This is a genomic window from Luteibacter sp. CQ10, from assembly GCF_040900725.1.
GTDB lineage: Bacteria > Pseudomonadota > Gammaproteobacteria > Xanthomonadales > Rhodanobacteraceae > Luteibacter.
In genome coordinates this window covers 233273-254938 of record NZ_JAEUYM010000003.1, presented here as the reverse complement: position 1 = coordinate 254938, position 21666 = coordinate 233273, and the positions used below count along the sequence as shown (strand labels likewise).

Here is a 21666-nt window from a genome sequence, read left to right as displayed (position 1 = left end):
GGGCTTTTTCGTAACTGGCGGAGAGTGAGGGATTCGAACCCTCGATAAGGCTTTTGACCCTATACTCCCTTAGCAGGGGAGCCCCTTCGGCCTCTCGGGCAACTCTCCAAGATGGTTGTCTCGACGGCCGTGCCGACTCGACGAGCCAGCAAGGATACTTGCCCTTGCCCGCTCCGTAAAGCGTTAGTGATCGTTTCCGGAGTGATCCCCGGTGTCGCCCTCGTTCTTGATGCGCTGGTAGATTTCTTCGCGATGGACAGCGACGTTCTTCGGTGCATTGATACCGATGCGCACCTGGTTACCCTTCACACCCAGGACGGTGACGGTCACCTCGTCGCCGATCATCAGGGTTTCACCGACCCGGCGGGTCAGAATCAGCATGATTGATACTCCATAAAATCAGGTATTGGCTTCCCCACCAACGACAACCTCACCCCGAGTGCTTGTCGCCGATGGATCGACGTGTCGACCATCGAAGGCCGAACTGCCTTCCCCGGCTCTAAGTTGTGCTTGTCGCTGACCAGCTGTCCTGCCATGTCGGTCCGACGGGTCGATACCGAGGGACGCTTTCGACATTCGACTGATACTAGCTGAGCCAAACCAGCCCGCGCAACGCACGGCATCCGAAAAAGGGGAGGTCAGGTCACCCCGCGGCAACCTGACGCGAGACGCGTATGCTTCCGTTCAGCGAAGCCGGCCTTCCACCCACCCCGGCATGCCCGCGAGTATCGAGGGCAACTCGGGGGTATCCAGGCCGCCGCCCTGGGCCATGTCGGGGCGACCGCCACCCTTACCCTCGATGCGCGATGCCACTTCGGCCACGAGGTCGCCCGCCTTCACCCGGCCCAGCGCGGCGCCGCCGACGCCGGCCACCAGGGACACGCGACCGTCCACGGCACCGGCAAGGATCACGGCGCAATCGCCCAACTGCTGCTTGAGCACGTCGACACTGTCGCGCAACGACTTCGCGTCCAGGCCTTCGAGGCGAGCGGCCACCACCTTGATGCCCGCCACGTCGACCGCCGACGCCGCGAGGTCGGCCGACGCCGAACTGGCCGCTTTTGCCTTGAACGATTCGATCTCGCGCTCGAGCTTTTTCTGCCGGTCGAACAACTGGCGAAGCTTCTCAACCACGTCGTCGCCCGTGGCGGCCAGCAGGCCCGACACCTCGCCGAGGATGCGCTCCTCGTCGGCGATGCGCGCCATGGCACCCGCGCCGGTCACCGCCTCGATGCGGCGCACGCCGGAAGCCACGCCGGACTCGGACACGATCTTGAACACGCCGATGTCACCGGTGCGCGACACGTGCGTGCCGCCGCACAGTTCGGTGGAGAAATCGCCCATGCGGAGCACGCGCACTTCGGAGCCGTACTTCTCGCCGAACAGGGCGATGGCGCCGAATTCGATGGCTTCGTCGTAGCCCATGTTGTGGATTTCGGCCTGCGCGTTGCGACGCACTTCATCGTTGACCATGCGTTCGATCTGCGCCAGCTCTTCCGGCGTCACGGCCTTGAAGTGCGAGAAATCGAAACGCAGGCGTTCGGGCGCGACGAGCGACCCCTTCTGCGCCACGTGGTCACCGAGCACGGCGCGCAGCGCGGCATGCAGCAGATGCGTGGCCGAGTGGTTGAGTACGGTGGCCTGGCGCTGTGCCGCGTCGACCGACGCGCCGACGACGTCACCCTTGCGCAGCGGCGCCGATCCCTGCCACGTGCCGAAATGGGCGAAGAACGCCCCGCCCACCTTCTGGGTGTCCTGCACGGCGAGCGCGCCCGAGGGATTGCGGATCATGCCGGTGTCGCCGACCTGCCCGCCGGACTCGGCGTAGAACGGCGTGCGATCGAGGAGAAGAAACCCTTCCTCGCCATCGGCGAGGGAATCCACCGCCTTGCCATCGCGAACGATCGCCACCACGCGCGCATCGGCCAGGTCGAGCGCGTCGTATCCGGTGAACACCGTGGGCGCGAGCACGCTGGCCACCTCGGCAGGCAACTGCGCCTTGGTGGCGAAATTGCTGGCGGCGCGCGCACGCGCGCGCTGCTCGCCCATGGAGCGCTCGAAGCCCTCCATGTCGACGGTCATGCCGCGCTCGCGGGCGATGTCGGCGGTGAGGTCGACCGGAAAACCATAGGTATCGTAAAGACGGAACGCGTCCGCTCCGGGAATGACCTGCCCCGACTTCGCCGCGACGTCGTCGAACAGACGCATGCCGTGCTCGAGGGTTTCGCCGAAACGCTCCTCCTCGGTCTTGAGCGCCTGCTCCACGAAAGCACGCTTGGCGGCGAGATCGGGATACGCCTCGCCCATCTCCGCGACGAGCGGCGCCACCATCTTCCAGAAGAAATCGCCGCGCACGCCGAGCATCCAGCCGTGGCGCAAGGCACGGCGAATGATGCGGCGAAGCACGTAACCGCGCCCTTCGTTCGAGGGCAGCACGCCGTCGACGATGAGAAAGGAAGCCGCACGAATATGATCGGCGATCACGCGCAGCGACTTGTTGCCGAGGTCGGCGGTGCCGGTCAGGCGCGATGCCTCGCCGATCAGGTGCGCGAAGAGATCGATCTCGTAGTTGGAATGCACGTGCTGGAGCACGGCGGCCAGGCGCTCCAGGCCCATGCCGGTGTCCACGCAGGGTGCGGGCAGCGGCGAGAGCGTGCCGTCCGGCGCGCGATCGAACTGCATGAACACCAGGTTCCAGATTTCGATGTAGCGGTCGCCATCCTCGTCGGGCGAGCCCGGGGGACCGCCGGCCACGTCGGGGCCGTGGTCATAGAAGATTTCGGTACAGGGGCCGCAGGGGCCGGTATCGGCCATCTGCCAGAAGTTGTCCGACGCGTACGGCGCGCCCTTGTTGTCGCCGATGCGGACGATGCGCTCGGCGGGCACACCCATCTCGTCGCGCCAGATGCCGTAGGCCTCGTCGTCAGTGTGATAGACCGTGACCCACAGGCGCTCGGCCGGCAGCTTATAGACGTCGGTGAGCAGCTCCCAGGCATAACGGATGGCGTCACGCTTGAAATAGTCGCCGAACGACCAGTTGCCCAGCATCTCGAAGAAGGTGTGGTGGCGGGCGGTGTAGCCCACCTGGTCGAGGTCGTTGTGCTTGCCGCCGGCGCGCAGGCAGCGCTGCACGTCGGCGGCGCGCACGTAACCCGGCTTTTCGCTGCCCAGGAACACGTTCTTGAACGGGACCATGCCCGAATTGGTGAACAGCAGCGTGGGGTCGTTCGACGGCACCAGCGATGCCGAGGGCACGATGGTGTGGTCCTTGGAGCGGAAAAAGTCGAGGAAGGTCGAACGAATATCGGCGGTTTTCATGATCGATCGTGGCTGGGGGCCGCGTATCGCGGAAACACCCGTCCAGAATCAAGGCAGTTGCCTTCAATCGTCGTCGGCGTCTTCCGCATCGGCGTGGGTAAGAACACGTACTGTGGCGGCGGCGAAGCCGCGACGCAAGAGGAACTGCGCCCTGCGGGCCCGTTCGGCCGGGTCCGGAGAGGGGCCGCCGTATCGGCGGCGCAGCTGGTCGGCGGCCAATCGATGCCAGTCGACGTCCGCGACGTCGAGCAACTGGCGCACGACCCCGTCGGGAATACCCTGGCTGCGCAACTCGGCGCGAATGCGGGCGGGCCCATAGCCCTGCCCTACCCGGCTGCGGACCAGCGACTCGGCGAACCGGCCGTCGTTCTGGTATCCCTGGTCTCCCAGGCGTTCCAGCGCGGCAGAGGACTCGTCACGCTCGAAACCGCCGCGTTCCAGCTTCTGCCGAAGTTCGCGGCGAGAATGTTCGCGCCGGGCCAGCAGGCCCAGCGCCTTGTCGTACGCGCTGCGGGCGGGGCGATCGGCCTTACCGCCGCCCCGCTCCGAACCCTGCTCAGGCTTCTTCGACCGCATCCTGCTCGGCGTCGTCGGCGGAAGGCTTGGCGCCCGGCTTCACCAGCAGGCGAGCGCGCAGCTCGGTGTCGATCTCGTTGGCGATGGCCGGGTTGTCGCGCAGGAACTGGCGGACGTTTTCCTTGCCCTGGCCGATGCGATCCCCCTTGTAGCTGTACCAGGCACCCGACTTGTCGATGAGGTTTTCGCGCACGCCCAGCTCGATGATCTCGCCTTCGCGCGAGGTACCCTCGCCATAGAGGATCTCGAATTCGGTCTGGCGGAACGGCGGAGCCACCTTGTTCTTCACCACCTTCACCCGGGTTTCCGAACCGATGACCTCTTCGCCCTTCTTGACCGCACCGATACGGCGAATGTCCAGGCGCACCGAGGCATAGAACTTGAGGGCGTTGCCGCCGGTGGTGGTTTCCGGGCTGCCGAACATCACGCCGATCTTCATGCGGATCTGGTTGATGAAGATGACCAGGCAGTTGGATTTCTTGATGTTTGCCGTGAGCTTGCGCAGCGCCTGGCTCATCAGGCGGGCATGCAGGCCCACGTGGGAGTCGCCCATCTCGCCCTCGATTTCGGCCTTGGGCGTGAGCGCCGCCACCGAATCGACCACCACGAGGTCGACCGCGCCGGAACGCACCAGCATGTCGGCGATCTCGAGCGCCTGCTCACCCGTATCCGGCTGGCTGACCAGCAGGTCGGCAACGTTGACGCCGAGTTTTTCCGCATAGGACGGGTCGAGGGCGTGCTCGGCATCGACGAAGGCGGCGGTGCCGCCGTTGCGCTGGCACGAAGCGATGGCCTGCAGCGTCAGGGTGGTTTTACCGGAAGACTCCGGCCCATAGATCTCGACGATACGGCCGCGCGGCAGGCCGCCGATGCCCAGCGCGATATCCAGGCCGAGGGAACCCGTCGACACGGTATCGATCTGGTCGTCGACGCGATCGCCCAGACGCATCACGGCGCCCTTGCCGAACTGCTTCTCGATCTGGCCAAGGGCGCTGGCCAGCGCCTTGCGCTTGTTGTCGTCCATCATGGTTTCCGGTGTCGTGTTCAGTGAAGGGATCTTGCCCGACCGTGGTCTCAGCGACTGCGATCCGCAATCGGCAAGTGTGCCATAGGGAGCACGGATCAGTGCCGAAGCTCCTCGACCATTCCAGCAAGGGCCGCCGCCACCGTCTGCCGTCGCACCGCTTCGCGATCGCCGCCGAAATGGAAGAGCTTCGCGTGGGCGTAGCCCCCGCGGCGCTTCCAGCCGATCCAGACCGTACCGACGGGTTTGTCCGCCGTGCCGCCGGACGGACCGGCGATGCCGGTTACCGCGACCGCCACACCCGCGCCATAACGGGCCACCGCACCCGACACCATCTCCAACACCGTTTCCTCACTGACGGCACCCGTGCGCTCGAGCGTGCGGGGATTGACCCCCAGCAGGGACTCCTTCGCGCTATAGCTATAGGTCACCACCCCCGCCTCGAACCAGGCCGAACTGCCGGCCAGGTCGGTGAGCGACTTGGCGATCCACCCTCCTGTGCAGGATTCGGCCGTCGCGACCATTACCCGGCGGTCGAGAGCCGCCTCGGCGACCTTGCCTGCCAGATCCATGAGGTCGGCATCGGAGGGGATTTTCTCTTCGGACATGCGGACTGCGCCTTTTCGCCATGCGGAAACGGCAGGTTCTACACCTGGGCAGGGCCTACGCCAAGCCTCGGATCGAGGCGACCGGGCATCCGAACCGGCCTACACGACGCCGTCTCGGGACGCCCGATCATGCACGCGGCCGTACGAACGGGACATCGTCGCAGTGGCAACCATCGCAGGGCGATGAAAGCACCATCGCCCCCCGCCCCTATTCCAAGAGAGACGGCGGCAACGAGACCTCACGATACCGCCAGCCGCCACTTCCGCAACCCTTAATTGGCACACGCCCTCGCACATGACACTTTACGCGAGCGATACTCCCGCGTATGGTCGGCGAGCCGCGCATGCTTCATGAATCAAGGATCGTCCCGTGCCTCGGCACCTCGCATTCCCATCGCCAGCCCGAGCCGGGTGCCCTTCCTCAGTGCGCGCGAGCGGTCCCAGGCGATACACCGAAACACCACCGCATGATGACAAGCGGCGCCCCCCCTGTTTCAGCATCTCGATACACCTGTATCACGCGTGATACGTAAGATATTGCGCCGTGTCATCGAACGAAAACATGACTGTCAATGTTTCGACGCCCCCTTGCTGTTGCAATGCACGAGGCTCGGAAGCGGCAGGAGAGCCGCCCACGCCCCATGTGTTTATTCCGTGAAAACAATCACGAAGCGATCACAATTCCGTGCTAGCCAAACGAAAGATGATGAGTTATTTTTTTGGCGCGGACCTCGTCCGCTGTTAGGGGGATCCGTCAGAGTCAAGCCAAAGCTACGAAAAACCGCAGTCTAGACATCGCGGTTTTGCGTCGGACGGTGTCTCAGGAGTTACAACGTTGACCGGACGATACACGTCGTCCCAAACAGGAAGTTTTCAATGGATAGCTGGCAAGCAGTGCGGGCCCGGGGGGCTCGTCGGTCGTATCGACAATCGGGGTATCCACGGGCATCCGCCAAGGGCGGACAACTTGCGAGGCATAGCGATGGCTATGCGTTTTCGCGCGCCCTGTCGCGACCTCCCTCCGAATAAGCAGTCAAACCGTACCGGGTGTCAGCCGGTGTCCGTCGATGGACCGACGCCGTGACCCGTAATCAGAAAGATCTTGCCTTTCAGAGAGTTACGAGTTAAACGTGAAAATATCCTTCTTCTCTACGCTGCGACTTGGCACGTCATCGATGCTGTGCCTTGCTCTAATCGGTTGCGGAACACCCATGGCGAAGGATTTCGGGGGTTCCTGGAAGCCCGTCAACCACTACGACGACAAGCCCACCGAGATTCCGCTCGCGGTGCCATACACCTATTACGCCTCCCCGATGGACGGAACCCTGAAGACGATGCTGACGCGCTGGGGCGCCGATACCAGCAGGAAGGTGTCCTATCGTCTGCGTTCGGACTTCACGCTTCCCAAATCTGCGTCACAGATTCATACGTCCGAGGCACGCGACGCCGCCGCCCAGCTGAGTGCCATCTATGCACCGCAGGGCGTGGCCGTGCTGATCGACGGTCCGCAGATCGTCGTCGAGGAGGTGAGCAGCGTGACCGCGCCGACCCCGTCCGAGGGGGCGCCCCCGGCGTCGCCTCCCGCCGCCGCCGCGACGGAGGCGAAACCCGCCGCCGCCCCGGACGCCAAGTGACGGGCCGCTGACGATGCTCAAGAAAAAGGAATCCCCGAAGATCGATGAGGCCGTATCGCGGTCGGTGAACTTCGAAGTCTCCATCGCCGACCTGGCCAAGCGCAGCGAGCGCCGCGCCTGGATCGTGGCGATGTGTTCGCTGTTCGTGTCCCTTTGCCTGATCGGCGGCTACTTCTACATCCTTCCGCTGAAGGAGAAGGTGCCGTACCTCATCATGGCCGATGCATACACCGGCACCAGTTCGCTGTCGCAGCTGACCGACGACGTGCTCAATCGGAAAATCACGGCACGCGATGCCGTCAACCGCAGCAACATCACGCACTTCATCATGGCGCGCGAGGCATTCGACTACGACATGATCCTGCTGCGCGACTGGGACACGGTCATGACGATGTCGTCGCAGAAGCTCGCCGATGAGTACATGGCGCTGAATTCGTCGCGCAATCCCGCCGCGCCGTTCAAGACCTACGGTCGCGACCGCGCCATCCGGGTGAAGATCCTCAGCATCGTGATGATCCCCAGCGAAACACCGGGGAACGCCCCGATCGGCGCCACGGTGCGCTTCCAGCGGTCGGTCTACAACAAGAACACGGGAGCGACCACCCCGCTGGACAACAAGATCGCCACGATGGCCTTCGTCTACAAGCCGAACCTGCGCATGGACGATCGCTACCGCGTCGAAAATCCGCTGGGATTCCAGGTGACCGGCTATCGCGTGGATAACGACTACGCCGATACCGCCCCTCCCGAGGTTCCGACCGATCCGGCCGCGAACCCCGCGGCACCGACCGCGGCCGCGCCTGGGGGCGAAGTGCCCCCGCAGGCGACACCCGATGCCGCTTCCACCATGACAGGGCAGCCGCAGCCTGCGACGCAGGCTCCCGCCGCCAACCAACCCGCCACCCAACCCACCGCTCAGCCTTCCGCCGCGGCACCCGCCGCTCAGGGCCAGGGCGGCAGCGTGAACGGAGTCCGTCGCTGATGAGCCACCGATCCATTCCGCCCCTCCCGGTCCTCGCGTGGGGTGCCTTGCTGGTCCTGGGCCCTGCGTCGGCCATGGCCGATTCCGTCTCCCGGACAACGATGCCGACGGTCTCGTCGACGAGTGTTCCCTCGCCGGCACTGGAGACCTACGCCTACGAGCCCAACCGCATCTATACGGTGCGTACCGGCCTTGGCATCACGACGCAGATCGAACTGAGCCCCAACGAAAAGATCCTCGACTACAGCACCGGCTTCAGCAGTGGCTGGGAGTTGACCCGTCGCGAGAACGTCTTCTACGTGAAGCCGAAGAACGTCGACGTCGATACCAACATGATGGTGCGCACGGCCACGCATTCGTACATCTTCGAACTCAAGGTCGTCGCCACCGACTGGAAGACGCTCGACCAAGCCCGTCGCGCGGGCGTGCAATACAAGGTCACTTTCAGCTATCCCTCGGATACCAGCTTCCTCGCCGAGACCAAGAAGGTGGAAGACGCGCCGATGCTGGACACGTCGCTGGTCAAGGGGCGCGATTACAACTTCGACTACGACTACGCCAAGACCCGCAAGACCGCGATCTGGATCGTGCCGACCAACGTCTACGACGACGGTCGCTTCACGTATATCAAGATGCCGGACCTCAAGCAGTTCCCGACGGGCAATTTCCCGACGGTGTACATGCGTGAGAAGGAGCATGGCGTGGAATCGGTGGTGAACACCACCGTGGAAGGCAACACGATCATCGTCCACGGTACGTACAACTACCTGGTGATTCGTCACGACAACAACGTCGTGGGTCTGCGAAGGAACACGAAGAAGTGAGCCCGAATAATCCCTACCATCCGGATGACGAATCGGCACGCGGCGACACCGTGCCGCCGCGGGACGAGCGCGCGCAGCAGCGGGAGCCGCTTTCGGGCAATCCGTACGCCGCCAACCAGCAGCGCCAGGCGCAGCCCGACCTCGACGCCGGCGCTCCGCAATTGGCGGAAGCCGACGTCCGGCGCATGAATCGCCGTGCCATCGCGTTCCTTGCCGGCATCGTCGTGTTGCTGCTCGCCGTGGGCTACTTCCTGCTGACCGGTGGCTCCGGCAACTCCGCCCCGCCGCCGAAACCGCGGGAGGAAACGGTCACGGTGCCCTCGGTACCCAAGCCGCTGCCCGACCTGCCGCCGCAGCAACCGGCCCAGCCCATCGCGCTGGCTCCGCCGCCGCCACTTCCCACGCCCGAGCAGACCCGGCCGGCGAAGATGAACCTGCCCTCGCGGCCGGCTGGCCCCACCCTGCTGGAACGCCGTATCGCGGCAGCGGAACAATCCAGCGCCGCGATCGCCGGCGGTCCGTCGGGCGGCGGTGCGCCGGGCCCCGGCGGCTTCGGCCCGGGGGGCTACTTCGGCCCCCAGCAGGCGCCGACGCAGTCCTACAACGGCGTGCCCATCAATTCGGCCTATGGAGCCAAGGACCTGTCCGGCGTATCGAGCGCCGACCCGCTGACGCATCCCGATACGCTGATGCTGCGCGGCACCTTCATCCGCTGCACCCTCGAAACGAAGATCATCACCGACATCCCGGGATTCACCTCCTGCGTGGTGACCGAACCGGTGTATTCGTTCACCGGCAAGCGACTGCTGCTCCCGAAAGGCTCGAAGGTGCTCGGCAAGTACGATCAGGAACCCAACGGCCCGCGCGTGGCGGTGATCTGGGACCGCATCGTCACGCCGACCGGCATCGACGTGAACATGGCCAGCCCGGGCATCGATACGTTGGGTGGCGCCGGCCATCCGGGCATCTACCGCGCCCACTGGGGTAGCCGCATCGGTTCGGCGCTGCTCATCAGCCTCTTCAGCGACGCGTTCAAGTACGAGGCGGCCGAGCATGGCCCACGTCAGACCACCATCAGCAACGGCGTGGTCACGCAGAGCCCGTTCGAAAGCAATACCGCTCAGACGCTCCAGGATCTCGCCAACCAGGCCGTCCGCCGCGCCGCCAACCGCCCCGCCACGGTCACGATCAACCAGGGCACCGTGCTGGACATCTACGTCGCCAAGGATGTCGATTTCGCCGGCGTGGTCGCGCGGTACTGACGAGCCCACGATGAACGAACCCGCCCTCGCCGTCGTCGGAAACGATTTCCTGGACTACCAGTACGAAGTGCTGGGCGTCCGGGACTTCCTGGCGTCGCCGGACGTCACCGAAATCTGCATCAACCGGCCGGGCGAGCTCTATCTCGAATCGCGTGGCGAATGGCGCCGCGTGGAGGTGCCCAGTCTCACGTTCGAACGCGCCCGGCAGTTCTGCACGGCCGTGGTCAACGAAAGCAATACGGGACAGCGCATCACGGATACCGATCCGGTGGTGTCGCTCACCTTCCCCACCGGTCAGCGCGCGCAGTTCGTGATTCCGCCCGCCTGCGAGGCGGGTCGTGTCTCGATCACGATCCGCTTGCCTTCCCGGCAAACGAAAACACTGGCGCAATACCAGGAAGACGGCTTCTTCGACCAGGTCGTCGAAGGCAGCAACGTGTTGAGCGACGTCGATCGCGAACTGCTCGAGTTGCGCGCGGAACGTCGCTATGCCGATTTCTTCCGTCGGGCCGTGCTCGGCAAGAAGAACATCGTCGTGGCCGGTGCCACCGGCAGCGGCAAGACCACCTTCATGAAATCGCTGGTCAACCACATTCCGGCGGACGAGCGTCTCGTCACCATCGAAGACGCGCGCGAGCTGTTCATCGACCAGCCCAATGTCGTCCACCTGCTCTATTCCAAGGGCGGGCAAAGCTCCGCGAACGTTACCGCAAAGAGCTGCATGGAGGCCTGCCTGCGCATGAAGCCGGACAGGATCATCCTTGCCGAGCTGCGCGGCGACGAGTCGTTTTACTTCATCCGAAATTGCGCATCCGGGCACCCCGGGTCGATCACAAGCTGCCATGCAGGCAGCGTCGAGCAGACCTGGGATCAGCTCGCGTTGATGGTGAAGGCGTCCAACGAGGGCGCCGGATTGGAGTTCGCCACGATCAAGCGCCTGCTGATGCTCACCATCGACATCGTGGTGCACATCCGGGCGCACGCCGGTAAGCGACACATCACCGGCATCGATTTCAACCCCGCCCGGGCGATGGGCGGGGGGTAACGCACGCGTCACCCAAGGTCATGAAACAGGAGCTGTAAAGGTGCTACCAGGACTTGAAATGATGGGTTGCCAAAACCTCGCCGTTCCGGCGGAGGTGATGCAGCACGTCGTCAACGTCGAATCGAGCCGCAACCCCTACGCCATCGGCGTGGTGGGCGGCCAGCTCGTGCGCCAGCCGCAGAACCTGCCCGAGGCAGTCGCTACCGTGCGCATGCTCGAGGAGAAGGGCTACAACTATTCCCTGGGTGTCGCGCAGGTGAACCGCGCCAACCTGGGCAAGTACGGCCTCGACTCCTACGAGAAAGCTTTCGACCTGTGCCCGAACCTCAAGGCGGGCTCGCAGATCCTCGCCCAGTGCTACGCGAGTGCGGGCGGCGACTGGGGCAAGGCGTTCAGCTGCTACTACTCCGGCAACTTCGTCACCGGCTACCAGGACGGCTACGTCCAGAAGATCTTCGATTCGATGGCTCGCCAGGCCGCCATGGTCGGCGCTAGCCCCATCCCCTTGCAGATCGCCTCCGGCGCGGCCACGGCGATGGCGAAAGCGGCACCCACCGTCACCACCAACGACGCCGCCGCTCGCGTGGCCATGCGCAGCGTCGCCGATGCCGCGCTGTCGGCCGCCATCGCGCCCGCCATCAGCCGCGTGTCTGCCGTGGGACCGCAGGCGAGCATGCCCCCCACCGGGTCGGGCATGTCCGCCGCCGACCTGCGGTTGATCGACCAAGCCCAGCTGAGCGTTGCGCAGGCGGCTCTCCAGCAGAGGCAGACCGTCGTCGGCGATCCCACGCCACCGCCCGGGCCGATCCCTACCGACCCGGATACAGCCGCCGTGATGAGCCAGATCGGCGCACGCCTGCCCGCGTCGACGTTGCGGCCAGGCCAGATTCCGACCGACGCGAACACGGCCGCGGTCATGGCCGGCGTCGGCGTGTCGGCTACCTCGCCGCAGGGCAACCAGGCGGCGTTGCCCGCGAACGACGACAACGGCGTGTTCGTGCCGCAGGTGCGCGGACCCAACGACCCCGCGCCCACCACCGGCGTGCCGACGCCCGCACCGCGGGTGCCGGCCGTCGACGGCGCCGATCTTCGCAACGGAGGTGGCGATGGCGCCTTCGTCTTTTGAATTACCGGCCGGTGCGCGCACCGGTCGTCCGAATCGCCCGGTCATCCGTCCTGAGGGATGCCGGCGATGGCCCTCGGGCCGCCTCATTGCACCGGCCGCCTCGGCGCAATGGTTCCACCCCAACGGCTACCCACGTAGCCATTCCGGTGACTGCCCCGAGCAGTCGCGATATTGAATCAACCGTTGAATTTAGGAGTTACCGCGATGGCCCAGCCGTCTGACCACACCACGATCGATCCGTCGAACGCACCGCTCGCCAGCAAGATCGCCTTCGCCCTCATCACCACCGCGCTGATGCTTCCCGCCGTGGCGTTTGGCGATGACCTCGGCGATACCGGCAACAAGGTTTGCGGTTTCTTCCAGAACATCAACTCGCTGCTCAACGCCGCGTCCATCGTCGTGGTGACCATCGCAGTGATCTTCTCGGGCTACCAGATCGCCTTCGCCCATAAGCGCATCGCCGACGTGGCGCCGGCCCTCATCGGCGGCGTGCTCATCGGTGCCGCCGCGCAGGTCGCCAAGATGGTCGTCGGCGGAACCGGCTCCTCCGCCGGCGGCCAAACCGCCCAGGCTTGCACGTCGAGCAGCGGCCGCGACGTAGGCGCCGGCACGGGCGGCCTGATCATCGACGCGATCACGCACGCCCAGCACTTCGTGCAAAGCCTGCACCTGCATGTATAAGAACGCGCTGTTCCGCGGTTGTACCCGTCCGCCCATGTTCATGGGGGTGCCTTACATCCCCTTTTTCATGGGCGCGGGTACCGGTCTGCTGCTCTCGTTCTACATCAACATGTATTACCTACTCACCATTCCGGTGGTCATCTTCGTCATGCGCCAAATGGCCAAGCGCGACGAAATGATCTTCCGCCTGCTCGGGTTGCGGCTCCAGTTCCGCACACGGGTGCGGAACCTGAAGGAGCATGAAGGCATGTGGGTGTTCACGCCGAACAGCTACCGCGATCCCTCGAAGACATCGAAACGCTGACAGCCAGGTGCCCTGGCAGGCAACTGCCAGGGCCTTTGAAGATCCACACGGTAAACCGCCATGTTCACGCCCGACGCTCCCATAGCCGACCATATCCCCCTGTCGACCCACGTCTCGCCGACCGTCGTCAAGACGACCGCGGGCGATTTCCTCATGGTCTGGCGGCTGGGCGGCCTGCCCTTCGTCGGTCGTGAGGAATGGGAGATCGAACACCGCCACAACACGTTCAACCGCATGCTGCAGACGCTTCGCGCGCCCGACTTCGTCAACGTGGCGTTCTGGGTGCACGACATCCGTCGCCGTCGCAGGGTCAAGGACACCAGCAAGTTCGAGCATGAGTTCAACCAGTCGATGTCCGACGCGTACTTCAGTGCGCTCTCGGCACAGAAGCTCATGCAGAACGAGCTCTACCTGACGATGATCTATCGCCCCGTGGTCGAGGGTAAGCGCTTCATCGAGAAGTCTTCCGACGTCTCGCGGCTCGAGGCGGAACAGAAGCAGGCCATCACCAAGATCCTCGAACTGGCCGGCAACGTGGAGGCCGTTCTCAAGGATTACGCGCCCAATCGCCTGGGCATGTACGAAGCGCCGAACGGGATCGTCTTCTCGGAGGTACTGGAGCACTTCGGGTACATCCTCAACCGCATCGACGAACCGGTGCCGGTGCTGCAGGCCGCCGTCAAGGACTATCTCGCCGTGAGCCGCCAGCGGTTCTCGAACCGCACGGGCGACTTCGTGCTGACGACGCCTTCGGGCGTGAATCACTTCGGCGCCATCCTCAACGTCAAGGAATACCCCGACGGGACGTACCCCGGCATCCTCAACGGACTGAAGTACCTCGATTTCGAGTACGTCATCACGCATTCGTTCAGTCCCATGGGCCGCCAAGCCGCGCTCAAGGCACTGGAACGCACCAAGGGCATGATGATTTCCTCCGGCGACAAGGCCGTGAGCCAGATCATCGAGATGGACCAGGCCATGGACCAACTCGCCTCGGGCAACTTCGTGCTCGGCGAATACCATTTCTCCCTCGCCGTCTACGCGCCGTCCCAGGAAGCGCTCAGCCAGCAGCTCGCGACGACCCGCGCCGAACTATCCAACGCCGGCTTCGTCTCGGTGAAGGAAGACCTCGCGGTGACCGCCGCCTTCTACGCGCAGTTTCCGGGCAACTGGAAATATCGCACGCGCCTGGCCAACGTCAGCTCGCTCAACTTCCTCGGCCTGTCGCCTCTGCACAACTTCGCCACGGGCAAGAAGGAAAACAACCCCTGGGGTGACGCCGTCACCACGTTGCAGACCACGAACGGCCAGCCCTACTTCTTCAATTTCCACGCGACGCACCCGGCCGAGAACTCGTTCGGCGAGAAAGCCATCGCCAATACCATGGTCATCGGCAAGTCCGGCACCGGCAAGACGGCCCTCATCAACTTCCTGCTGAGCCAGGTGCAGAAGCTCGACCCGGCACCGACGATCTTCTTCTTCGACAAGGACCGCGGCGCGGAGATCTTCGTCCGCGCCTGCGGCGGCAACTACCTCGCCCTGGAGAACGGCAAGCCCACGGGTTTCAATCCGTTCCAGTGCGAACGCACGGAAGAGAACGTGCAGTTCCTCGCCGACCTCATCAAGGTGCTGGCGGGCAAGCCCGTCTACAGCTCGCGTGAGGAAGAGGACATCTTCCGCGCGGTCGAATCCATGCTCGACACGCCCATGCACCTGCGCAACATGACCAATTTCCAGAAGAGCCTGCCGAACCTCGGCGACGACGGCATCTTCGTCCGCATGCGCAAATGGACCTCGGGCAATTCCCTCGGCTGGGTCTTCGACAACCCGCGGGATACGGTGGACCTTTCCAAGGCGAACATCATCGGCTTCGACTACACCGACATCATCGACAATCCGGAAGTCCGTGCGCCGGTCATCAACTATCTCATCCATCGCCTGGAAGCGATCATCGACGGCCGTCGACTCATCTATGTGATGGACGAGTTCTGGAAGATCCTCGACGGCAAGGGTGGCCTGAAAGAGTTCGCGAAGAACAAGCAGAAGACCATCCGTAAGCAGAACGGCATGGGCATCTTCGCGACGCAGAGCCCCGAAGACGCGTTGGCCAGCGACATCGCCGCCGCCCTCATCGAACAGACGGCCACGATGATCCTGCTGCCCAACCCGAATGCCAGCCGCGAAGACTACGTCGAAGGCCTCAAGCTCACCGAAGCCGAATACCAGGTGGTGGTGAGCCTCGACGAACGCTCACGCTGCTTCCTCGTGAAGCAGGGCCACGCCTCGGCGGTCTGCCAGCTCAACCTGCGCGGCATGGACGACGCGCTTTCGGTGATCTCGGCCTCTACCGACAACATCGAGATCATGCACGAGATCCTGCAGGCACGCGGCGAGACGCTGGGCGTTCACCCCGACGATCTCCAGCCCACCCAATGGCTCCCCCAGTTCTACGAAAACCGCAAGGGCAGCGGCAAGAAGCCCACCCCCGGCCCCCAGTCTTCCCGCACCGCGCGCAGCGCGGCGGGTTGAGCAATACAGTACGTCGATCGGAGAACGACTCATGTCAACCATCCCTGTCAAGACCTTTCGTCTGCCTTCGTCACTCCGGCGCCTCGCACTGCTGGCCGCCGTCGCGATCGTCGGCGGCCTGTCGGCACCGGCCGCCCATGCCCAGTGGGCCGTCAACGATACGGATGCCAATACCAAGCTCGAAACCGCGAACAAGACGCTGGAAAAGATCAAGGAAAACCTGGGCGATCAGGTAGGCGACGGTAAGACGCTCAACGGCAACCTCGACCTGATTCGTCAAAAGATGTCGATCGGCGCATTCGTCGAAAAACGTCCTGGCGACCGGGCTTCCGATCCCGACTCGGCGTTGCCGAAGAAGGACGCTCCGGAGGCCACCCTCGTGAAGGACGATTCGTCTTGCAAGCAGCTGCCCGACCCGCAGCAGGAGAATTGCAAGAAGATCATCGAGATCCAGAACGCGCAGTACAAGTTCATGGCGGCCATGTACGCCAATTCCGCGGTGCGTGACCAAACGCTGCGCGACATCATCGCGGACAGGAAGAATATCGATCCCAATGACGTGAACTCGCTCGGCAAACTCGAGGAGAACACCAATCAGCTGACGGCGCTGTACAACCTGATCGCGCTCGACCAGCAGCAGATCCAGACGGTGAACTACGCGTACGACGCGAACCTCAAGTTTCTTCGCGAAGAACAGGCGCGTCTGTCTCGCGAAGCGAACACGGGCAAACCCAGCAGTTCCGCCGGCTCGGGACTGGGCTTTCCGCTGCCGGGCGGCGGCTCGATCGACATCGGCTCGGCGATCGGCGCGTTGGTGACGGGGGGCGTGCTGGACGCGGCGCTTCACGATGCGCATTCGAAGGAGCCCGAGGGCTACAAGACCCTGGCGATCGGCAAGTCCAACGGTTGGTAAAGGCCGCATCCGGATGCATCACGCTCCGGGCGGTCGACGGCACTTCGCATCATTCATTTCAAGGAAAACGGTTCGATGATCGAATCGATCGGAAACCTGGTCGCTCCTGCGCTGGCTCTTGCCGGCGACCCGGTCGGCGACGCCACCAAGTTCGTCTTCTTCAAGACGATCAACGACTTTCTTCGCACCGAAATCGACTACATGCAGTGGCGGTTGCTGTCCAGCGCGGCGACGATCATCGGCGGTGTTGCCGTGGTCATCCTCACCGTGTGGATCATGTGGCAAGGCTTCCGCATCGTCTCGGGCCAGTCGCGGCAACCGATGATGGCGCTGGTGGGCGACGCCGCCAAGGCGACCCTCATCGTGTTCATCGCCACGACGGCCGCCGCCACCTCGAGCTCCGTGTACTGGGCGCTTTCGGATGGCATGTCGTCCACCATCGCCCAATACGTGACGGATGACGGCGACAGCCCGTTCCAGTCCATCGACCGCAACCTCGCGCAAATGGAAGTGGCGATGGGGATCATCGACAGCATGGACACGGGCAACCAGACGGCGGAACAGGAAGCGAAGGACCGCAATCGCTGGTTCACCGGCATCGGCATCGCGGGCCCGGCCGTCGTGGCCGGCTCGATGCTTCTGCTCAACAAGATCGCCCTGGCCCTGTTCATCGGCTTCGGCCCGATCTTCATCATGTGCCTGCTGTTCGACGCCACCAAGCAGCTGTTCCAGAAATGGCTGCTCTACGGCATAGGCACCGTCTTCTCCCTGGCCGTGCTCTCGGTGATGGTGAGCATCGCCATGAAGATGATGACGGCGATCACGGCCGCCTTCGCGGCGAAGTACCTCACCTCGATGGGCCTGACCGGCTCGGCCAGCGGCACCGACGGTATCAACAGCATGGCGCTCCAGCAGGGCGGCGTCGGCCTGCTGCTCTCCACGCTCATCATCATGGCGCCGCCGATGGCGGCCGCGTTCTTCCAGGGGACACTCGGCCAGTTCGCGTCGTATTCTTCGTTCGGGTCGATCGGGTCGCAGATTGGAGCGCAGGATGCGCAGGCGATTGCGCAAGGGAGAGCCCCAACCGGGGGATACAGGCCAACCCCTAACACAGAAGTTCCACATGACCGTGCGGGCGAGATGCGAACCCCCGTTTTAGCTTTTGGCAAACAGGATACCGGCGCGTCACCGGGTGGCGACACGATTAAACCTTCTCGTAGTTGAAGAAATGAAATTCACAGCCTTTACTTTCGTTATCCTTCTCCTGATGCCATTGGCAGGCCATGCGCAATGTGCGCCAGGCATCCCCGCAGCGGGCAATCCTGGGTGTATCCCGCCTACTGCTCCTAATTCACCATACAACCAAGATGCTGGCCAGCCCACGGCTGCCCAGCAGCCCGCAGACGTTTGGGAAGATAGGTGGGGGTCCGTTGCCATGGACTCAAACACCGGAAGTGCTGGGGTGGCCGAGAAGAAATCCACGAAGGGCGAGGCTGTGCGTACTGCGTTAGACCAATGCCGATCGAGCGGCGGGAGTGATTGCAGAGAGCTATTGACGTATCACAACCAATGTGTGGCGGTCGCACAGAACCGGAGTGGAGGACCAGTCGACGCTTACGGCGGGGCTCGCCTAAAAGATGCAGAAGTGCATGCCTTGGAAGCGTGCGGGGGCGAGGAAAAATGCAGGATTATGTACAAGGCCTGCAGCTATCAGGAGCGTGTGAATTAGCGAAAGCCGCGACGGAAACGCACGCTGGGTTGCGCAGGCTGAAGCTATCTTTCATTCGGTCGCATGAGACGAAAGCTCGAAGTGCCTAGACAAATGACTTAGCAAGGCACTCGATCAATGCCGCCAGAACGGAGGGAAGTCGTGCGAGATCCTGGTCTCCTACTACAACCAATGCGCCGCCGTCGCACAGCGCCAGAGTGGAGGCCCTGTTTCCGTTGCCCGCTCGGCCGATGAAAGAAAGGCGGGCGACATGGCTGTCGATGCGTGCGGCGGAAAATCCACATGCGTGGTCGTCTACAGCGCCTGCAGCGACGCTGTGCGAGTGCAGTGACGTGAGCATGACCAACCCATTCGCAGACTGACGATGTCTCACCCTGCAAACGCACGGCCTCCAGTCAATCGGCAGGTCCATGATGTGCAACAGCCATGACGAGAGCCTGATCGTGACATGCGCTCCGGAAAACCGTCGTCGCCGGATGCAGCTAGCAGCCGATCCTGGCTCAGGTCGAACGGGAACGGGCTTTTTTGAGGAACTTGATCGACATGGCCGTGAATAGACCAAAGACAGCTCTCATTGCTCTCATCGCGTGGCTTATCGCGAACGACTGTGCCTTCGGCGCCGAGACGACCGCCCCGGTGGAAGTCCTTCGGGCGGCTCCCGTCGACACGCAGCTGGTTCTCTACAAAGCCAGCGGTAACGCGCCGGATGCCGATGCTGTGGCTGTCTACGAAGCGGCGGCCGACCTCTACGGCTCACGTAAGCGCGAACTGATTGTCTTCCGTAAGCAAGAAGGCGCATTCAAGGAGGTCGTCCGAAGCGATCGCATCATCGCCTGCTCCACGTGTAGTCCCGAGCGGGGCGATGCGTTCATGGACGGTGAACAGGTGACATTGACACCAGGCCATCTCGATATCGTCCAGGTTTACGGTGCCGAGCGTCCCACCGATGTAACCTTTGCCTTCGCGTATCGAGACGGACAATGGCGAGTGACCGCGGCGACCCGTCATGACGGCGACGGTCGCACGACGGAACTGGCCAGGCCCTCCTCCGGCATTCTGAAGGATTTCGATGGTGGATGGCGACAGGTCTCGTTATGGAACGCGCTACTCGTGAATGACGCGAAGCATTCGTTTCGCTTTATCCTCGGCAAGCCCAGCGAGCGCGCACTCGAAAGCAGCATTGCCGAAGCGCTCGAGGCCGACCATGGCTGGCGGGTTTCGGCCCGCGTCAAAGACGGTTGCCTGGCCCTGGCTCGCGACGCCGCCGACACGTTCTTTCCCGTCGCCAAGCCGAACACGTCTTCGAAGAACGCGGCTTCGCAGGAGGCGATGGCCGCTTGTGGAGCCCAGGGAAAGGGCGAGTGTGAATCGGTGCGCACCAGCTGTAGCACCGGCCCCATTTAAAGGACTTCAATCGTGCGTATGTTTCGTACCTTCGCCATCGGCGCCCTTACGAGCCTTGCATCCCTCACCGTATCGGCCTCATCCGCCGATACACGCGGCGCTTCCGCCGTGGCCGATGCGTGGATAGGCCACGAGGCGTCGGACCTGTTGATGCAGTGGCCCGTCGACCGCGGTTTCCAGCAGACCGAACTGGGTGACGGCGTCACCGCCTACGAATATCACTTCGGCACCGAGGCGTACCATGCGGTGGGGAGCAACACGACGCTGGGCGCAGGCCCGACGCCGGGTGGCGTGATGCAGACGGTGTCTTACTACGACTACTGGGTTCCCGCCCAGACCCATTGCGTGGTGGTGTTCTTCGCCAATCGCGACGGCATCATCGACAACTACAAGTTCAACGGCAGTAAGTGTCGCCCCTACATGAGTGGATGGGGACGGCCAAAAAACAGCTGAAACGTTCGGCCCCGGTCAGGGGGCTTATTTAGTGACTCAATCCTAGGTGACGTATGAAAAGGATGCTTGCCCTCGCCTTCTTGGCGCTCGTTCTCTCCCCCACCATGGCCATGGCCGATGACCTGCGCCACGGTGTCGTGATGCAGATCAAACCCATCGACAACCGCGGCGACGACGAAAGCGACCAGCACAAGGAAGGACGAAAGTGGGGTCGTGGCGTCGGCGCCATGCTCAGCAGCATGTCGCTCGGCAAGCTCGGCGGCGGTACGGCTTCTTACGCCGCGGGCAGAGCGATGCCGGAAGCCGGCGACGCCATCGGCGGGAAGATCGCCGGCCAGGGCCCGTCGGCGCATTTCATGGTGAGCGTCAAGCTCGACGACGGCCATACGCTGTCGCTCGTGCAGCCGGGCGACAAGGTCAACGGTCTAGGCCAGGGTAGCCGCGTGGCCATTTCAGGCTCCGGTGGCTCGGCGATCATCAGCGCCGAGTGATTCGGGCGGGCGCGCGGGCCAGGGCGCGACGGGAACCCGGGCGGTTATCCACCACATTGATTCGGTCCATGACCTCCATACTCCGTGCTGCGGTTCTTGCCCTGATAGCGTCGTCGTCGAGCGCTTCTGCGCAGGCGGCCTCGCCCTACGTTCGCTCCCCAACCGCCGCCACGGCAGCCACCACGATGGATAAAGGACAGAAGATGGACGACCTTAAGCCATTCGTAAGGGACGGCTCGCGAATCCTCGAATCCATGACGGGCGACCTGACGGGATCGGGGCGCTCCGACACCGTACTGGTGATCGATCCCCCTGGCGTATCCGAGGGAAAGCTCGGCGAAGGACCCGCGCGGACCGTGCTCCTGCTTGTACGCGCCGTCGGAGGCGGCCTTCGCCTGGCCAGCGCGAACGCCCACGTGGTGCCCTGCGCCACCTGCGGCGGCGTGGCGGGCGATCCGTTCGGTTATATAAAAATCGAGCACGGCGCGTTTACCATCGTCAACGGTGGAGGAAGCCGGGAGCGCTGGTCCGACGCATACACGTTCACGTATGCCAGCGAGCGCCGCGACTGGATCGTCACCCGGGTCGTGCGAAAGGTGACGGATACGGAAAGCGGCGCGGAAAAACACATCGAACTGGGCCCCGAGGAACTCGGTTCAACTTCATTCCATGATTTCGACCCAGCGAAGGTTCCGGAGGTGAACCTTCCTTGAGCACTCCGTCCCGCCAGACGGACGGGTAAGCGCAGCGAACGTCGCTGCCA

The 21666-nt window shown here is 63.7% G+C and carries 20 protein-coding genes, 1 tRNA gene and 2 pseudogenes; 17 read left to right on the top strand and 6 right to left on the bottom strand.

Annotation, left to right across the window (positions count from 1 at the left end; translation table 11 throughout):
• Positions 1 to 15 precede the first annotated feature (15 nt).
• From JNG39_RS14100 to JNG39_RS14075, 6 genes are all read right to left on the bottom strand, one after another.
• Positions 16 to 108 (bottom strand) — tRNA-Ser (locus JNG39_RS14100).
• Positions 109 to 183: 75 nt separating this feature from the next.
• Complete coding sequence (csrA, locus tag JNG39_RS14095) at positions 184 to 381, bottom strand: carbon storage regulator CsrA (protein WP_144909934.1); 198 nt, start codon at positions 379 to 381, stop codon at positions 184 to 186.
• Between the two features lie 303 nt (positions 382 to 684).
• On the bottom strand, positions 685 to 3318 hold the full coding sequence (alaS, locus tag JNG39_RS14090; RefSeq protein WP_368312280.1) for an alanine--tRNA ligase: 2634 nt from the start codon (positions 3316 to 3318) through the stop codon (positions 685 to 687).
• Positions 3319 to 3381: 63 nt separating this feature from the next.
• A complete protein-coding gene (locus tag JNG39_RS14085; protein WP_368312277.1) occupies positions 3382 to 3894 on the bottom strand; it encodes a regulatory protein RecX in 513 nt (170 codons plus the stop codon).
• Entirely contained in the window at positions 3875 to 4918 is a 1044-nt protein-coding gene (gene recA / locus JNG39_RS14080) for a recombinase RecA (RefSeq protein WP_368312276.1), read from the bottom strand. The genes JNG39_RS14085 and recA overlap by 20 nt, the downstream gene beginning before the upstream one ends.
• A 98-nt stretch (positions 4919 to 5016) precedes the next feature.
• Complete coding sequence (locus tag JNG39_RS14075; RefSeq protein ID WP_368312273.1) at positions 5017 to 5526, bottom strand: CinA family protein; 510 nt, start codon at positions 5524 to 5526, stop codon at positions 5017 to 5019.
• A 1175-nt stretch (positions 5527 to 6701) separates the two neighbouring features.
• On the opposite strand from JNG39_RS14075, the gene JNG39_RS14070 reads away from it, so the two are divergent.
• The 17 genes and pseudogenes from JNG39_RS14070 (at position 6702) to JNG39_RS13990 (ending at position 21616) form a co-directional block, all read left to right on the top strand.
• Positions 6702 to 7160, top strand: coding sequence for a hypothetical protein (locus JNG39_RS14070; protein WP_368312271.1), 459 nt, complete (start codon positions 6702 to 6704; stop codon positions 7158 to 7160).
• Between the two features lie 13 nt (positions 7161 to 7173).
• Positions 7174 to 8142 (top strand): virB8 family protein, encoded by a 969-nt coding sequence (locus JNG39_RS14065; RefSeq protein WP_368312270.1) that lies wholly within the window; start codon positions 7174 to 7176, stop codon positions 8140 to 8142.
• Between the two features lie 101 nt (positions 8143 to 8243).
• Complete coding sequence (locus JNG39_RS14060; protein ID WP_368312831.1) at positions 8244 to 8966, top strand: TrbG/VirB9 family P-type conjugative transfer protein; 723 nt, start codon at positions 8244 to 8246, stop codon at positions 8964 to 8966.
• A complete protein-coding gene (locus JNG39_RS14055) occupies positions 8963 to 10228 on the top strand; it encodes a TrbI/VirB10 family protein (protein ID WP_368312269.1) in 1266 nt (421 codons plus the stop codon). The genes JNG39_RS14060 and JNG39_RS14055 overlap by 4 nt, the downstream gene beginning before the upstream one ends.
• A gap of 10 nt (positions 10229 to 10238) precedes the next feature.
• Positions 10239 to 11273: a P-type DNA transfer ATPase VirB11 gene (gene virB11 / locus JNG39_RS14050; protein ID WP_368312266.1), complete on the top strand. Its 1035-nt coding sequence runs from the start codon at positions 10239 to 10241 to the stop codon at positions 11271 to 11273.
• Positions 11274 to 11331: 58 nt separating this feature from the next.
• Positions 11332 to 11781 (top strand): annotated as a pseudogene (locus tag JNG39_RS14045) (lytic transglycosylase domain-containing protein); the annotation flags it as partial.
• A gap of 822 nt (positions 11782 to 12603) precedes the next feature.
• Positions 12604 to 13080 (top strand): TrbC/VirB2 family protein, encoded by a 477-nt coding sequence (locus tag JNG39_RS14040; RefSeq protein ID WP_368312264.1) that lies wholly within the window; start codon positions 12604 to 12606, stop codon positions 13078 to 13080.
• The gene (locus JNG39_RS14035; RefSeq protein ID WP_368312263.1) at positions 13073 to 13384 is read left to right on the top strand and encodes a type IV secretion system protein VirB3; all 312 of its coding nucleotides are present in this window, start codon (positions 13073 to 13075) and stop codon (positions 13382 to 13384) included. The genes JNG39_RS14040 and JNG39_RS14035 overlap by 8 nt, the downstream gene beginning before the upstream one ends.
• A gap of 60 nt (positions 13385 to 13444) precedes the next feature.
• The gene (locus tag JNG39_RS14030) at positions 13445 to 15913 is read left to right on the top strand and encodes a VirB4 family type IV secretion/conjugal transfer ATPase (RefSeq protein WP_368312261.1); all 2469 of its coding nucleotides are present in this window, start codon (positions 13445 to 13447) and stop codon (positions 15911 to 15913) included.
• A gap of 31 nt (positions 15914 to 15944) precedes the next feature.
• The gene (locus JNG39_RS14025; protein ID WP_368312259.1) at positions 15945 to 16826 is read left to right on the top strand and encodes a hypothetical protein; all 882 of its coding nucleotides are present in this window, start codon (positions 15945 to 15947) and stop codon (positions 16824 to 16826) included.
• A 75-nt stretch (positions 16827 to 16901) separates the two neighbouring features.
• Positions 16902 to 18050, top strand: a complete 1149-nt coding sequence (locus JNG39_RS14020; protein ID WP_368312258.1) for a type IV secretion system protein — start codon at positions 16902 to 16904, stop codon at positions 18048 to 18050.
• A gap of 4 nt (positions 18051 to 18054) precedes the next feature.
• Positions 18055 to 18555 carry a DUF4189 domain-containing protein gene (locus JNG39_RS14015; protein ID WP_368312256.1) on the top strand — a complete coding sequence of 167 codons (501 nt, stop codon included), beginning with the start codon at positions 18055 to 18057 and terminating at the stop codon, positions 18553 to 18555.
• Between the two features lie 115 nt (positions 18556 to 18670).
• Positions 18671 to 18886 (top strand): annotated as a pseudogene (locus JNG39_RS14010) (DUF4189 domain-containing protein); the annotation flags it as partial.
• A gap of 212 nt (positions 18887 to 19098) precedes the next feature.
• On the top strand, positions 19099 to 19959 hold the full coding sequence (locus tag JNG39_RS14005) for a hypothetical protein (protein WP_368312254.1): 861 nt from the start codon (positions 19099 to 19101) through the stop codon (positions 19957 to 19959).
• Positions 19960 to 19977: 18 nt separating this feature from the next.
• Complete coding sequence (locus JNG39_RS14000; protein WP_368312829.1) at positions 19978 to 20412, top strand: hypothetical protein; 435 nt, start codon at positions 19978 to 19980, stop codon at positions 20410 to 20412.
• A 62-nt stretch (positions 20413 to 20474) separates the two neighbouring features.
• Entirely contained in the window at positions 20475 to 20903 is a 429-nt protein-coding gene (locus tag JNG39_RS13995) for a hypothetical protein (RefSeq protein WP_368312251.1), read from the top strand.
• Positions 20904 to 20959: 56 nt separating this feature from the next.
• Positions 20960 to 21616 (top strand): hypothetical protein, encoded by a 657-nt coding sequence (locus tag JNG39_RS13990; protein ID WP_368312249.1) that lies wholly within the window; start codon positions 20960 to 20962, stop codon positions 21614 to 21616.
• The last annotated feature ends 50 nt before the right edge of the window (positions 21617 to 21666 follow it).